At 45.0% G+C, this 16685-nt stretch carries 8 protein-coding genes and 1 pseudogene; 1 reads left to right on the forward strand and 8 read right to left on the reverse strand.

Going from position 1 to position 16685, the window contains the following annotated elements; all coding sequences use genetic code 11:
• Window positions 1-148, forward strand: a pseudogene (locus tag BGP78_RS22875) (IS5/IS1182 family transposase); the annotation flags it as partial.
• A 226-nt stretch (window positions 149-374) separates the two neighbouring features.
• Here the strand turns inward: BGP78_RS22875 and BGP78_RS07250 are convergent.
• From BGP78_RS07250 to BGP78_RS07280, 8 genes are all read right to left on the reverse strand, one after another.
• On the reverse strand, window positions 375-848 hold the full coding sequence (locus BGP78_RS07250) for a hypothetical protein (RefSeq protein ID WP_119860768.1): 474 nt from the start codon (window positions 846-848) through the stop codon (window positions 375-377).
• An 88-nt stretch (window positions 849-936) separates the two neighbouring features.
• Window positions 937-1542, reverse strand: a complete 606-nt coding sequence (locus BGP78_RS07255; RefSeq protein WP_119860769.1) for a hypothetical protein — start codon at window positions 1540-1542, stop codon at window positions 937-939.
• Window positions 1543-1789: 247 nt separating this feature from the next.
• Window positions 1790-3580, reverse strand: a complete 1791-nt coding sequence (locus BGP78_RS07260) for a contractile injection system tape measure protein (RefSeq protein ID WP_119860770.1) — start codon at window positions 3578-3580, stop codon at window positions 1790-1792.
• Between the two features lie 80 nt (window positions 3581-3660).
• The gene (locus BGP78_RS22880; protein WP_259386228.1) at window positions 3661-3789 is read right to left on the reverse strand and encodes a hypothetical protein; all 129 of its coding nucleotides are present in this window, start codon (window positions 3787-3789) and stop codon (window positions 3661-3663) included.
• Window positions 3790-4011: 222 nt separating this feature from the next.
• Window positions 4012-4380, reverse strand: coding sequence for a hypothetical protein (locus BGP78_RS07265; RefSeq protein WP_182912242.1), 369 nt, complete (start codon window positions 4378-4380; stop codon window positions 4012-4014).
• Between the two features lie 45 nt (window positions 4381-4425).
• On the reverse strand, window positions 4426-8262 hold the full coding sequence (locus tag BGP78_RS07270; protein WP_119860772.1) for a contractile injection system tape measure protein: 3837 nt from the start codon (window positions 8260-8262) through the stop codon (window positions 4426-4428).
• A gap of 2 nt (window positions 8263-8264) precedes the next feature.
• Window positions 8265-13358, reverse strand: coding sequence for a hypothetical protein (locus tag BGP78_RS07275; protein ID WP_119860773.1), 5094 nt, complete (start codon window positions 13356-13358; stop codon window positions 8265-8267).
• A gap of 14 nt (window positions 13359-13372) precedes the next feature.
• Window positions 13373-16675 (reverse strand): hypothetical protein, encoded by a 3303-nt coding sequence (locus BGP78_RS07280; protein ID WP_119860774.1) that lies wholly within the window; start codon window positions 16673-16675, stop codon window positions 13373-13375.
• Between the last annotated feature and the right edge of the window lie 10 nt (window positions 16676-16685).

The following is a 16685-nucleotide window of genomic DNA, read 5'->3' on the forward strand; positions in this document are numbered from 1 at the left end:
GACAGCGATGTATCGTTTTAAACAATTAATGGGTGATAAGCTAAAAAGTCGTCAATTCAATAGTCAGCATACAGAAACGATGATTAAAGTGAAGGCAATAAATAAAATGACTGGGCTAGGTATGCCCAAATATCAGCAACAGAGTTAAAACTGAGAAGTTGATTAGGAGTTAGCTATTTGATCAACAAGGCCAATAGAAAATGTTTTTAAAACAAACTTAACTACAATCCAATGATGATATTTTGCTCAATATCAAGGCACTTTTATGCAGTATTAGCGGGCTATTACAAATGAATGTAACGCCGAGAGTGTGAAAAATAGCTTTATTGAGCAAATTCGCTTATCCAGAGCTGAGGTTAAATAGCGATTAAAAACTAATGGCGTATAGTCAAAGTACTATGGTTAAGTAAGTAGCTTGGAATAGGAATTGTCGCTGTGGCGCTATCATTACCAGTGTCTAAATAAACAACACTCCAACACAACCACTCTTTCAATATTGAAGACATACAATCATTTAATATGTATAAAGTTTGATGACACACAACACCACTGCAGGGTAATGAAAATGTATTTTGTAACTTTATTAATATCTCTTCTAAGTAGCCTTTAACTGATGCTTTAAATAATAAATCAGCAACAAACTGAATCTTAATCAACTCTCCTTTAAGCTGTTTCCAAACCTCTATACAATATTGCTGACGAAATAAGACCAATAACTCATCAGGCTCAAATCCCATACTTATCAACGTTTTCCAGCAACCTAGTGAGTTTATATCGACATTAAAAATGTCGACCTCTGTCTGTGGAGCACGAAAGACATGATCAAAAGTAGTTTTATAATCAGCCATAATCACCCTAGTGTGTTTCAATCATATCTAATGACGGCGCCACATAGATTTTGTGAATAGAAGATCTTTGGGCTGATAACTTAATGGTTTATGCCGTCAGTTTTCCTCTCACCTGTAAGAAAACCAAATTAATAAAATCGGAAATAATACTCTGTGACTCACTGCTGTATGTATTACACGGCGGGTGATGAGGGTGCTCAGAGTCATAATGCCAATGAGGAGCTTGGGAATAATATCGACCACTTTCATCATAGAAATACAAAACCTGTACTTCACTTGAAGCTAACGCTGTAATATAACGCGCACTAATATAGTGTGAATGCTCACTAATAAAAAATAACAGGCGATTAGTCTCACTATTTTGGCTAGAGAGCACAGCATCACTACTATGTGAACCTGAAAACGACAATGTAACCTGGGTAATCGCATCTAATACAGAGTCGTCACCTTGCTGTATCGCCTTTCTTTTTATGACAATATCTGCACCGTAGCCATGTTCTGCCAGTAATGTTTTTGCCTGTTCAAGCTGGGGCAAAACATAACTTAAGAATTGACCGTTTAACACAGAGTGCCATTGGATGGTATCGGTAGAGTCTTGATCATGAGATTTTTGCTGAGCTGTTACATATTGCTCATAACGCGTCTGATGTTCATCAATCAACTTATATAGGGGGGTTGTGTGAACTAGTGACATAATTGTCCTCCGAAAAAATATGAACGTTAAACTTAGTAAGGTATTGGGGAAGTCCGGTTGTATGGGGGTATTCTCAGGTATCACCATGAGAGCTTTATAGACTCAATATGTTAAATATCGAGTACATTTAGAAGGCACTTTTCTCGCTCTATCATTATGATTTTTATAGAACATTATGAATCGGTTAGGAGAGTAACTTTTCAGCCACTCTCCCTTATCTGTATCAAGAAAAAAAGGTCCGAAGTACCTAAAAACCTCGGTGCCACTTAACATCAATAAGTAAGCTGGATAACCAAGGTAATTGGATCAGACCCAGGCCCCAAGGCATACGCATGATCAATATATCCTGCGGTTTGTCTTCAACCTCAATCTTCACACCCGTCTCAGTAAGGCACACTTCCCCTTCGCGCTGTAAGAAAAGCGCAGTAAAAGATGCTACTGACATATCTTGCAAAGCCGTCCAACGCGCAATCGCCGCATTGAGCATATGCTCAATAACTGCGCACTCATGGTCTTCTAACACAGTAGGTTCATCTATAACAATATCAGCAGGCAGTCCCAACAAAGCATTAATGGTGTATGTTGCGTGAAGGTGAGGATCTACTTTTGCAATGTAACACAGTACGCTGTGCGCTTTTGCCAAGGCTTGTTCACTCGTAAACTGTACATCTTCATTTTCTTCTACCACGGCTAACAAAGACAGTTTACTGAATAGTTGTGAAAAGAACGGCCAAAGTAGCACCACACCTGCATCTGCACTTATTAACGCCTCATTTTTTACAACGCTGCGTTCTATCCTCTTCGCTGCTTGTCGATTCTTTACCAAGAGTTGCGGGAGGCCCAAAGAAGATAAGTGCACTGCGTGTTTCATCTTTTGCCGCCGCATATTTTTTTGAATCTCGGTTGTTGCATGTCGTAGCTTTGCGAGCGCACCTGTACAAAAATCATGGGTGGTTGCCCTAGTGTCTGACGGCCCTAACTTCTCATCACTCTCGGGGCGAATATGCGCACTGATCTCATCATGTAACACAAGCAACTGTGCTAAGCGTTGTTGCACATCGCTCAATGAAGATCCATTGGTCAATGAATTCACCTCACAACACACTTGCTCCAGCAATCTGGTAAACCCATGATATAGCTTTGATTGAGAAAAGTTATGTGAAGCGTTATTTTGCTCAACGCGCCCTAATACAGCCACGGCGTCACGCTCAGTTTCATCTTGCTCAACATGCTGATTGGGCGCTAATAACAACTCATTAGATACCTCTGTATCTTTATGATCAGTGAAAGATCCCAGCGTGTCACAGCACCACTCGAGTAACGGTAATTGCCAATAATCAACGCGTTGTAGGTCTAACTTTATGACTGAGTTATGCTTATCAAGCTCAGCTTTAATTGCATTAACTTTTGCCATCGACCGAGCCATCGCATCTAACACCGCGGTCACTTTAATCTGTTGCTGACCCAAAGAATAATAACTTAACAACCAGGTGTTGAATTCGATGAGTCGCTCATAAACTTGATGCAGTGACAGATGAGCAACATCGGCCCTCTGGCTAAATACATGCAAATAAGAGTGCATTCTTATCACAAAGTAGCGCGTATCGCTGTGTGTCATATTGTCAGAACTAAGCTCACTCAGCGAAGTAAGTAGATCAGAGAGTTCAGCAGAAAAGCGACCCCATTCGTCTTGTAGCTTCTGCGCTTGCTGTTTTTCAAAACACGCTGCTATCTCCGAACTTTCTAAGCCAATAGGTCGAGACTTTAGATAAGAAATTGCCGTCATTAACTCATCGAGGGGTGGCTGACTTTGAACCGTTTCTATAGGCAGCGTTGTTAAGTACGCGTCTAATCCATTTGTGTCGTTAACGAGCCTAAATAACTGAATGCGCAACCATTGCGCCGCTGTAAATTGGGATTCAAAATACTTCAATAATAAGGTCATATCACGCTGACGTAAGGTGCCAAGTAGGAGGCTGTTTGTTATGCCCCCTGCGCGCTCTTGCGATAAATCCACAGCAGTGATCAGTTTTGTCATTGGATGTAAGCCAACCTCAACTGTTGTTGCTGCCAAATTTCATCACAGCATTGCTGTTTAAAAAGAAGGTACAACTCATATTAAGAAAAGCTTGCCCCTTGCATGGTTTGCCAGCAATCTAACTGATCAAGTACAACACAATAAACATCGGCCTTTTGACCACTGAGGGTCATTACTCTTCTAAACGCTTGCGCATAACTTGCCATCATCTACCTCATTTAGGACTTTTTTTAAATGACGCAATAAACGCCGATAGGTGATTTTAAATGCGGCTTAAATTGGCTCTTTTTTGAATGAAGGTCAGCGTCGTAAAATCGATAATAACCGACAGAGTGAACATGACCACCATGGTTGCAGTGAGTGTGTGTCGTTGGCACCGTATGAGTCGGTGGTAAATAGGTTCCCCCTTCACCGCTCAAATACCTGACTGCTCAGTTGCAAGGCGCGATAACGACATGCAATATGATTACTCCCCGTTTGAGTAAAAACACCAGTTGACTATCATCTTGAGTGGCAGTTGCATCGCCTAGCAGATCACCACTAAAAATAAATGTCACTTCGTTAATCACTTCAACCAGACTGTTTTCATGCTCCAGTTGCTCAGTTTTTATCTCTATTTCACAACCATATCCATGATTGGCCAATTCACTCTTGAGGGTATTCAACCCCGCCAACACATGCTGGGAGAACTGCTGATGTAAATGAGTTTTTCGCTGATACTCGCTGTGCATTCGCGTATTTTGAGCGTGCGTTCTTGCCTGTTCATAAAGTTGCGCTCTGTGTTGATACTCAAGGATCAACTCGTGGGCGCTTGGTTGTATGTATGCATAAATCATCCTCTGTATTTAAAAACCATATTTCCACTCAATGTGTAATAGCGCTTTACCAAGCCAAGGCAATTGCACCATGCCAAGCCCCCAAGGCAACTTCGACATCAAAACGTCTTGCGGCATCGTTACGGCACAAATATGACAGCCCGTATCGGTGTTCTCCACCGTCCCTTCGCGTGCGATAAACATCCGTATTAACTCCTCTTTTGGCATGCCTTTAAGCACCTCCCAACGACTGACAAGTGCGTTGAGCATGGCATCAATCGCGTTCATGGCCGCATCATCAAGTTCAATGGCCTGTTCTGGCTGCTGATATAAAGGCAACCCCAGTAATGCATTTACGGTCAAACTCACTTCTATCAATGGGTCAATGTTAGCGATGTAGCATAGGGCGGCATGCGCTTGCATCTGCGCTTCGTTATTCACAAACTGCCCAGCCAGTTCATGCTCACTAGGATGCAACAACTGTAATTTCGAAAATAAAGTGGGTAAAAAAGGCCATAAGATGACTAAACCAATATCAAATGTGAGCGGCTCGTCATCTTGATGCGGTGTTTGTTGCAACTGATTTAGCTCGTATTGCGTTTGCTTCATTGCCAATCGCGCAGCATGAAGGTCTGCCTTCATCCGAGTCGTATTACGCCGCTTTTGAAGTCGTTTTTTAGCCTCCCTGACTACCCACTCAAAGCGCTGTGATGAACCCGGCGTTACACCCACATGCGCTGTTAGCTCTTCCAGTAGTTGCTGTGCTTGATCGTGTGATTCAACCTGCGTTAATGCATTCAAGTACGCCACAGGAGCTTTGGCACGATAAGGTTTCCCCTCTAGCATCACCGAGTCTATTGCACGGCTATCATTTTTAGGTGTCTTTTGTGTGCGTCGCTCATCGTCATAACCATTAACGTGCTCATGCAATAATGTCTTCTGATGCTCTGCCTTAGTGCCTTCTCTGAGTTGCGGGTTATCGCGAGATTGGCTACATTCATCGGTTGCTGTGTACTTATCACTAGCCTGCTCTGACATGGCGGGCTCTACAGTTCCTTGGTGCCGTGCCACTTCAGCGTTACTCAGCGTTTGGCTGTCAGTTTTGTCACTCTGCCATAAAGGCAGTGTCTGCGAACTAGCATCATCAATTTGTGACTTGGTCTGGGCACTCATGCGGCTATGCTTCAACACATCATTATAAACGCCTTCACTTGATGATGAGGCCGTGCTCTGGTGCTTGCTAACCTCAGCATGATGATAGCCAGGTTCATTACCGCTAGGCATATCACGATGTGCACCAAACCACGTTTTATAACTGGTTTCGTCAAGTTGTTCACACACAAAATCAATCACAGGTGCATACCATGTATCTGGATCAACATTTGCCGAATGAATCAAGGGGATCTGTGCTTTTATCTCTTGCTCTAACATCCGCAACGATTTGAGGTGTGCAAGTATCACGCTGCGCACCTTTTTAGCATCAGGATTCACCTGTGCGGGTTGCTCCTCGTTCGCGATAAGCGCAATTTCTTTAATCAGCCAAGTTTTCTGTGATGAGATTAATGCCATCACACGTGCTACTGACAAAGGGCAAGCACGCAGCTGTGTTTCAAGCAGATTTGCCATTTTTCGCACGCGGGTGACGCCATGCCAAAGTACAGATTGCATTAATGGCGCTTGCTGTTGTGATAAGCCATTGTGCACTGCAATTGTTAAATAATTAGCCTGCAATGGCATTAGCATGCCTTGTTGATAAGCATGTATAAGCTTATCTAACTGAGCTTTGAGCTGCTGATACATCTTGCAAAACTGCTCACTCAGCTTACTTTCAATATCCCCAAGCTGAAGTTTCGCGTGCTGTATCGTGTTTGTATTTGCTTTTTCATTCTGTCGTGACTGAGTCGCTTGCGTGCTTGGTGTTAATTCAGCCAACAATTTATCAAGCACAGCCAACAGCTCATTGAAGCTGCTGCTGGTTTGAAGTAGCCCCCATACACTCGAATGGACATGGATCGGCAAGCTTTTCAACAATGCATTAATTGCCTGATGCATACTCGTTAATTGAGCGCGATCCAGATACACCTCGCTCATTACATGGTTATGTTCTTGTGCTGATATGTAAGATAGTTTGACCGTCGGTGATGCCGCTTGCTCCCCTTTGCGGGTAGCAACACGCTGCGGCCACACATGGTCGTTGTCGTCGCTGAAGTGACTTGCCGACAAAGCCGCACTCGATAACTGTTTTAGCCACGCTTTGACTGCTTGAAGGGTTGCAATCAGCGGTTTTCTCGCCTCATCAGTTTGCTCTATCAGCAGCGATTGCCCTTGCATCTGATGCCGATACTGTTCGCTCCATTGCGCTATATTATCTAACCAAACTCGTTGTGCTTTGGCTCTCTCCGCCCTCCCAAGCTCCCACAAAACCGGTCGAATGAGCAACTCTGCAGGGGTATCTGGCAAGCTGCTCAATAAGCTGTAAAGCTGTTGTAAGCGTTTTTTCTCATATAAGTTAGGACGCGCTACAGCCACTTCTTGGCGCTCTTCTTGGCGCAGTAATGCTGCAATGCGTTGCACATGTGCTAAATGCGCTTCAGAGGTCCCTCTAATAGGCTTCTCAAGGCTCTTCACAGAGGTCAACGACCTTAACAAAGTCGTTAATTTCGCTCCCAAACGGCTTTCACTCACGCGTATCATCTGTATGTCAAACAACGCCTTGAGCCAAGCTTTTGGAAGCAGCTCAGCATTAAGTAACTGCGCTAAATGTGCCTGTAATGTTGCTAGCAACTGATATCGTGCGTGATCAAAGCTTGCTACATATAACGCTTTATCTATATTTTGATTAGATAAAGCCGCTTTATTGGACTGAGGTTGCCATCCTGCTTCTTTCACTCCCACCAACTCAATTGCCATATCATGGGCTTTCGCTGCTTGCGTCACAAGGCGCTCTAATCCCAGTAAACTGCGCTGGTCATGAGCCTGATGTTGACTCTGTATCGCACACCAAACCCCAATAGCTTGCACTTGTTTTGCGCTTTGCATCGCGAGACACGCCTGCTTCAGTAGCCTTTCTTGAAAAGCATGACTGGCAACAAACCGTTCATGCAACGCAAGCAACACCTCATTACGCTGCACACGTTGTGCTGTGTTCGGCACCAACTCAAAACTCTGCTCCACATGCGTAATAAATGCCGTCAATTGCATCAATGAAAGCTTGCTGAGCAACGACTGTAAGCGCCCTAATTTCTCACTAGAAAATAACGGTGCTAACACAATCAATAACCCAGCTCTATCTTCATTCAGTACACGCAGTAAATGCGCCCGATAGGTTGGCCAGTTTGTCTTAATATGTAACTGCGCGAGCGAGTTACAAGGTGCATGTAACGCATCAATAATTTGACGTTTTACACTCAACTTCACGGAACTCTTATTCACCAAAGAAGCGGTCACCTCGCCCGTAAAAAAACGCAATAAGGCCAGTAAACTGGCATTCAACCTTGTGACCCTAAGCGAGTTAGGTTGAACCATTGACGATGATGGCTGCACCGTTTCATGAGTGACCTGCTGTGCTTTGGCTTGCTCAATAATACGGCGCTTGAGTTGTGGGAAAACATAACGCGTGAATGCGGCATAAGGGTCAACTTGCACATACGTCCAGTCTAGGTTTGCCAAGTCGATATCAATATCTGGCAGTTTAATCACCTCGTCGCCGAGTGAGAGTTCATCCAGTTCAGACCAATCCATTTGCGCCAGACCACGCATAAACCACTGCGAAAACTGGGCTTCCAAAGTATCCAGCCTGTTGCCTTCATTGAGTATCGACTGAGGGGCCTGTATGTCGGCCCCTATATGTTTAATAGACAGTTTCATGACTAAATGTGGTCGTTGCGCCAAGGCTTTGAGCCACACATAACAGGGCCATCTAGGTACAGCGCGTGCCACCAATAGTCTTGATGTGTGCCATCATCATGCGCGGTATCACACCCGCCACTGAAGATGTGCTTACCATCACCACTTTGTGCTTGATTCGCGCGCCAATAGCCTTGTGCCATCAAGTTTTTACACTTATAGGCCCCGCCGCCGTGCAACGTTGCGGTATTGTTCTGCGCCACAACCTGACAATCATTACAATAAGCCACCGCACCACCACTTTGTGCGCGACACATTGACACCTCAAGTATTGACCTTTTAAGACCAAATGCACCACCACCTTGGCGTGATGAACTACAGTGTTTAATATGACGCGCTTCAACACCGCTGACCTCAGCTTCACCATAAATTGCACCACCATCACCATTCACATGATGATTTTCAATTACACAGTTGAGTTTGGCGCTTTGTACATAACGTAAATGGAATGCCCCACCGTTTTCTTCAAATACACCGCCGTTGAGTAATGAGCCATCAAACGTAAAACCGCGCATTTCAACACCGCTGATCAAGGCATCACTTTGACCATGAAGCAAGAATCGACAACCTGAATGCGCCTTAACAATCCGCGTTTCTCGCTCATTAAAGCCAATGATGCTGACATTTGAGCCAATTCGAACCTGCTGCTTTAATTTATAAGCACGATTCATCTGTGGGTGACAAGTATGTGGCAGTAACAAAATAGTGATGTTAGAGAGTAATTCGCGTGCCATAACTTCATCAAACTCTTGCTGATTTTGAACCAACAACACTTTGTTATTTTCTGCTAATGTCCAACAATGGGCATCAACATACGCTTTCACTGCCGCTTGTGTTGCCAGTAGGCTATCAGAGGCCGTTTCATCGCCTAAATTAACATCGGCTGAAATACCACTAATTCGCTGCGTGTCACCGAGCTGCAAAGAAGCACTATCGAGCGCACCTGTCACAGAAAAATCACCTTGCGCAGCCGCCCCCTCACTCAATGTCAGTTGCTGGTCAACCACCAGAGCCTCACGCACACGCACACTGCCTGATACATCCAGTTTATGTTCTGGCATGTCTGTACCTAGGCCCACATCTCCGCTCGTATTGATATGCAATGCTTGCCCGTTTTGCGTATTCACACTCAACGGTGCCATGTCTTTATCTGAACACACACGAATAATGTGATCATCCGTCTGGCCTGTAACCGTGATTGATGCTGAGCGCATTTCGCCATCAGTGCGCAGTGCCGTTAAGCTGCTCAGTTCACCGTGTACCGTTACCGCATTTTTAAATGTTGCAGCCGGACTAACGCTCATCGTCGAGCCAGTTTCTAGCCCTTCAACAGTCAAGCCGCCTTGCAATGTGGTTTGTTTAGTAACCGCTAGCTCATCGCGTAATATCGCCTTTTTATGCACTGATAGCTCATCATTAAGCCTTACCGAGCCTTGGAAGGTACTTTCAGTTTTCATTTCCACATGACGGTTAAATGTGGCTTGTCCATCAACCAATAGCGTATCTTTGAGGTGTACATCGTCATTAACCGTCAAGTCTGAGCGAAGCTCCACATCGCCAAAGATTTTTGCACCATCAAAACACTCAACGCGGCCAGAGCCTCGCAATGTGCCATTAAGCACAATATCGCCTTGAATGACCGCGTTGCCCGCAACATCCAAAGCCTCTCTTGGGCTATCAGTTTGTATACCCAAACGCCCTTCTTCAATGACCACCGGCTTTTCGCCCTGGTGATAAACGGCGAACGCTTTAGCAAAGTGATTTTGATCGATGGCGACTTGCGCCACACCCGCTGGCATACCCGCTGATTCATCATCTGCACCACTGTTAAATGGCAAACCAAAACGTGCCTCTCCAGCGGCTTCTGTATTACCATGCACATTAATGTTACTTCTAAAACTTGCATACTCATCTACATGCAAACTTTCTTGCACTTCTAAACGCCCCTTGATTTCCACATCTTTTCTAAATTGGCTATCCTCTGCCACATCCAACATGAAATCAGGTCTATCAATACCAATACCTAAACGGCCATCATTGAACACCATGCCCACTTGGCCATTTTGACGTTCAATCAATAACCCTTGCTTGCCTTGTTCTTGAATGTGCACGCGGGCATTCGCAGGCAACTCTGATTGATTGAGTTTTAAATCGCCATTGATTGAAACATGACGGTCCATTAAGGTGTCACCTTGCACATGCAATGCATTACCTTCTGCGGACTTCACAATCACTCGATTGTTGGCGGTCACTAAATCATCCGCTGTGAGCGTGTTTTTAATCGTAGTCGGGCATTCAATCACCACGTCACGCTGATCCGCACGGCTGACATCGTTTTTCACATGCAGTCCATTGCACAGTTGTGTGTTTTCACTGACGGTTAATGTCCCTGACAACTTGCTGCTTCCCTCAACCTTAAGGGCATGCTTGGGGTCCTCCGCGGTATTTTGCGTCACACTGACAGTCAAGCCATTTTTAGCTGTAAGATGCTCATCAACCTGCGCCTCACCTTGCACATGCAATGCAATGCCTTCACCTAACAGTGTCAGGTTACCGTTGACCTGTGCTTGCCCTGTTAGTCCAAAATCCACCTCGTCTGTCGGCATTTGATTAATACCAAGTTGGCCCGTGATTTGGCTTTTTCCTGTCAGAGCGAACTGTGTACCATCAACTGGCCTTTGATTTATAGCAAGCTGACCTGCTGCGATATGCGTTTCACGTGTTTTTAACATGTCTTCTATTTTAAGTGCCGCGGGCTCAGCTAACTGCTTAATCAGCACCTGTGAATCTGCGGTGCTCAGCAAAGTCTCATCTGCCACTTTAATTTCGACGGTGCCATACGTGGTGCTATCACCCCAAATCGTTGCCCCGCCAAAGCTCTCAAATAAGGGAGTAGAGAGCGGGTTGCCCACACTCACGTTATCGTCAGTGACAGTAAATAGTGTTCCCTTGTCAGCGTCGCTATGGTTAACTGTAATTTGGCTGCTAAATTCAACCAAACCGTCAAACAATGCTTCGTCTCCCACATGTAACGCTCGGCTTGGCGCGCTATGCAATAAACCTACCTTACCCGCATCCGTGGTGATCAAGCGTTGAACGCTTTGTCCATTAAAGTGGCTAACGTCAAGTGCGGATGGCTTAAAGCTATCACTGAGCACCGCCAACTTGGCGTCACTCATCCAGCTGGCCTGCTCAGCAACCTGTGCAACTTTAACCTGACTATGCACACTCACGTGCTCATCAATATTAAGACGTGGTGCACTGATGGTATCGCTGGTACTTAACGTACCTTTGACATCAACTGGCACAGCCATGCCCTCTGTACCTACATTTACACCTTGCTTTTTAACACGCAACAGGTCGTTATCTTCATAGTCTTTGACTAATACTGCCGATTCTTCTGCTGTCGAGGCCTTAACCACTAACTTCCCGAGTTGGTCACTTTCTTCTGCACCAATAATCATACCCTGTGTGAGATGCGCATTTTTGGCCTTCAACGCAAGGTCTGTTACGATATCTTCGCTTGCTTGAATATCTTTAAATGTCGCGTGGTCTTTCACAGCCATGGTGGTATTTACTACCGCCCCCTTCGCACGGTCTTGTTCTGTCACACCGGTTTCGGTATCGCCAACCCACAGCTTTTTCGTGGTGGCTTTTTTAGAGATAGTGGCATCGGTCGTCACTGACAGTTCATTCACTGTGGTGTGACCTGCGGTTAATTGATTTGTTACTGTTGCCGTGTTAGCTGTTAATTGACCCATTGCTGTCACATCTTGTGCAGTTACGCTCTGGGCATTAACGCCAGCTTCAACATTCAAACTGTCTTTGACTTGGGTTGCTTGGTAAATGGTGACTTTGGCTTCATCTTGTAGCGGTGTATTAGTGACTTTAACAAACTGGTCATTGACAGTTGCGACATTAAATAGGTCACCACCTGCATCACCGTGCACATCCAACTTCGCTGTAGCGTCAGTTTTACCTAGCCCTAAATTTCCTGACACAGATAAAGAACCCGCCGCCATGGGCAAAGCCTCACTACCAATCGACGCTGAGTCCGCTACGCTAACGTGACCCTGGAAGTGACTTTTACCATCGCGGTTCAGCTGCACATAATTGCCATCGACCGTAGTGCCAAATTGTCCATTTCCAGTAACATGAAAATCAGCCTCTAACTGCGTAGTGCCGACCCCTACTCGACCTTCAGAGTTAATATAAAACGGCGTGCTGTCTTGCGTCTTATCATCAATACGTAGCAATGCACCTCTGTCATCACTGTCCTTGGCGATATGAAATTTTGCATCAGCGCTTTGCTCATCAATACCTACACTGATGGCTTCTCTGGTATGTAAATGGCCAGAAAATATCGCATTCTGAGCATCCAGTAGGCCTTCTAATGTGGCGATCTCTTTCACCGTTAATGTTTGCGCTGTTGCATGGTGCAAAGACGAAGTTGCCGAGACACTAAGATCATTTGTGGTCGTTGTTTGCGCCACATTCAGTGCTTGGCCCAATTCTAGCTTACCCATCACATGAACTTCTGGCTCATTTTCATCATTGAGCTTTGCTTGCACAATGTCTTGGCCACTGTGGGTCACATTGAGTGACTCTATCTCAACATTTGGGCTTGTCAACATCGAGTCAAGCTCAAGCCTATTAGCAGTTAAGGTTTGAGAAACAGCCACGGTTTCATCAGCTTTTGATACGGTTAGAGCATCTTCAAAAACGCGTAATGCATCCGCATCGACTGTCAGAGTTTGCGTGCCTTGTTGAGTCATGCTCAGTTGTGATGGCGTCAGTCTGACTTCCCCACTTTCTGGCGCAGTGCCTTTAACACTCAACGCCGATGAAATTTCAATTTCATCTTGGCCCGCGTGCTCCACCACCTGGATTGGGTCATCAATTTGGTTAAAACCAGAGCGGATCATAGCCTCAAAGTCATCACCTGATGGCGTTTTTAAATCATCAAACTTCTCGATTAAAGCCTGACGGTCTGCTTTTTCCACTAAAGTACTGGATTGGGCTGATAACGTAGCGTCTTGCTCATTAAGTGTGTTCATTAGTTGTTCCTTGATTAAATACGATTGGGCTTGCTGTGAGCAACGATAAACTTGGGCTGTTCAGACGAGCTCGGATTAATAGTTGAAATCGACAAAGGATAAAGGGGACGTAAATAAGGCAGCGGGGTATAGCCTATTGTCAGCCTCTTCGAGCGGTCGACATGATCAGAAATACTAGGGCGGCAAATTTCATCGATATAATGCTGAGCAGTGAGATAACAGATATCATCTACACTGAACCCGTCCGGAAAAGACCCCCTTTCTTCTAAACTGGTATCCTCACTGATGTTGACAAAGATAGTGTTGAGCACACTTTCATACACTTCATTAAAGGTGTTGCCCGATACCACGAAATCATACTGACCCCCAGCATACTGCTTTAATTGCTCTACGATGGTGGCTTTCACATCCCCCCAATCGCCATCAGTTTCTCCCTGATGCGTCATGATAATTTGGCTTATCGGCCAGAGGGATTCGATAAAATCGGGGAAGTAATACTGCGCGCTGTTACGCATAATGGAATAAGCGCTCGTGCCCTCTTTTAGGGGCGATTCTTCACCACCATCAAACGTAGCCAAGATTTCATCAACGCTTTGATAGATTTCATGCACCGACTGGCCTTCAATCACCAAGTCACGACGCCGAGGCTCATTTTTCTGTGACTTGATGAGCGCGTCGACAATTAGGGCTTTAATTTCTCCCCAAGAGTCAGCATGCTTTGCCTGGCGCGCTAGAATCAAGGTTGTAATTTGCCACGACGCCTGTGCATCATCATTCTCAGAATCTAAATAAAATTCCCCAGCTGCGGCTTTTAAAACCGTATTGACGTTAACCTCAGGCGACAAAGGAGCGGTGCCATCTGTATTCACTGTTTTGATAATGCCATCAACATTACTGTATATCTCGTTGAGCGACTCACCTTCAACCTCAACCGCTACGTCTTCACCTAACTGTTTTGTTAGTTCATTTTCAATTTCCTGCCTTACTGGACTCCATGTTTTACGAACTCGGGCCCATACAGAGAGCGTAAGCCAAGTGAGTGAACTTGGCGCAGCAGCGGGTGCGGTAAAAAAGTCACCTAAGATTTTACTCAGTTGCTGCTGTATCGCTTTCGATGAGCTACTAGGTTGTGTAAAGCGCACTTTTTGAGTTTGAGAAAAGTAATTCAACCAACCATAATACAATCGCTCGAAAGTACTCATCGCTTCTCTATCTAGCCACATGCAATAAACAGGCATATGCAAAGGGGCAAGTTCGCGAAGCTTGGCTTCTGTAAGCTGACGAAACTCTGAAGTGGCAAATCGCGTCGTCCAGTTTGGCAATACAAAAAACAGGCTACGCCCTAATTGCGCATTTTGCTGTGTATCTAGCGCGCTGCTCTTCAGCAAACTGCCTTCCACTAAGTAAAAACTTTCTCTGTTGTGCGTTGCCAATGGCATATGAGCTGGATGAGAGAAACCGAGTCGGCGCATCATCCCTTTTGACATGGAACTACATTGGCTGTGCTGAATATTACTCGCCAAATAGTCATAGCCTCTACATCGGTTTTGACCAAGCTCACTTAACTCCGTTAGTAGCCGACATTTATCGACATATTGACGGAGCAACACTAATCGCTCTAACAAAGGCTCTTTCGGGCATGGGTCTTGTTCGTCTTCTAAGCTGGCAACATAGAAAGAAAAAACGTCTTTATATTTTAATAGGTTGCTATCTAAGGGCCGCTCAGAAAATCGAGCAAGTAAATGATCTAAACTTTGATTTAAGCGTGTCAGCTGCGCGATAGAAAAGTCACTTTCTAAGGTTTGTTGCATCCCCTGCTGCCAATACGCATGTGACGCCGTATCCAGCAGATGCTCAATGCCACTGAGCCCCGTCAATGCCTGACTTAGCTGGGAGTGTGGTAAGGCCAATGCCTTTTGCCAAAACAGCTGCACTTGCTCGCTGTTCAGTGATTCACTGGCTAGCATGCTATCTTGTATTTTGCCAAGTACTTCGAATAACGATGGCTGTGGCAAGGATAAAATATCCGGTAAAATATCAAGCTGTTTATGTTGGTCAGCTAAAACTTGGTCAAATAGCTGCAAGTAGCCTTTAAACTGCAGTAACTGCGCCTTTTTTTCACTATCAATCCTGCCATTTAATACTTGCTCAGTCAGGGCAAACACGTCTGGCATTTCATGCTGTAAAGAGTGATACTCGCTCAATGCGATATGAGGCGTTGCTGGCAACGCTGTTAAATAGCTCGACTGCGGGGGCAAATAAGGTCGATTTAATATCGTCAGTCCATCACGTATCTGAGCTTGTTCCGTGTCGCTCAATTGATAGGGTTGACCATCAATGTAAAGATTTAGCGCTTTAAAAAACTCAGCCTCCTCAAACCCCAACTGAGCAATATTAACAATTTGTGCATTGTCATCGCTGCCAAATTGTACTTGCCAAAACTCATAACCATCTTGTGCGTTGTAGTTATTTTGTGCGCCTTCCCCATTCAAAAAATGGAATGCTTGCACTTGCTCAATGTGCTTGTGTTCATGCAGCGTGCTGAGGATATTGGAGCTAAATAAACGCACGCTATAGGCAGATTTATTCAGCTCTTCGTCCAAGACAAAGCCACGCTCTAAGCGAGGACCTTGATAAATATCACCAACCCTTAGCCCCTTGTTCACTAATTGCTGCGCTGTGTATTTCGTCACATCGGGGGAGATTTCACGACCAATTAGCGTATAGATCTCAATCAGTAGAGGTACTAATGCGTCGACATCTCGCAATGCCAAGGTCATCCCTACGTTTATTTTGCTAATCTCATAAAACACGATGTCGCCCAGCACATGATTGACACAGCGCCCCCGTGCAAAAGCTTGATTTATTTGCTCAGTCACCGCGGCTTTCTTGCCATCATCTTCGACATACAGCAGCACATTAAAATCGACCGCTATGGTGTTTGAATCTGCCAACTGCCGTATGTTGACGTGAACATTTTTAACGTCTTGTAAATCCAGAATAAGGCGGCGGTAGTCACTTTCTGTAACACAATGGCTAAATAGTACCTGCTCCGGTTCATAGAATTTGGTACTACCACCCGCTTGCGCTTGAGTTAACAATTGCGCTACTGGGTAATCTAGCTTGTAACTGAGATCTGATAACACATAAACCAACGCTTCTAACAATGTGATACCGGGATCAAAACGGTTATGATCGGTCCACGTCGAAGGCGCAAATTGCTGTATACGCGCAATGCCTTGCTGACGGAGTTGTGCCAAATCCTGGCCAAGATTATTTGGCACAGCATTGGTTAACTGCTGAGCTTGATTGTCCATAACTTTCCTG

This window comes from Pseudoalteromonas sp. MSK9-3, assembly GCF_003590335.1.
Lineage (GTDB): Bacteria > Pseudomonadota > Gammaproteobacteria > Enterobacterales > Alteromonadaceae > Pseudoalteromonas.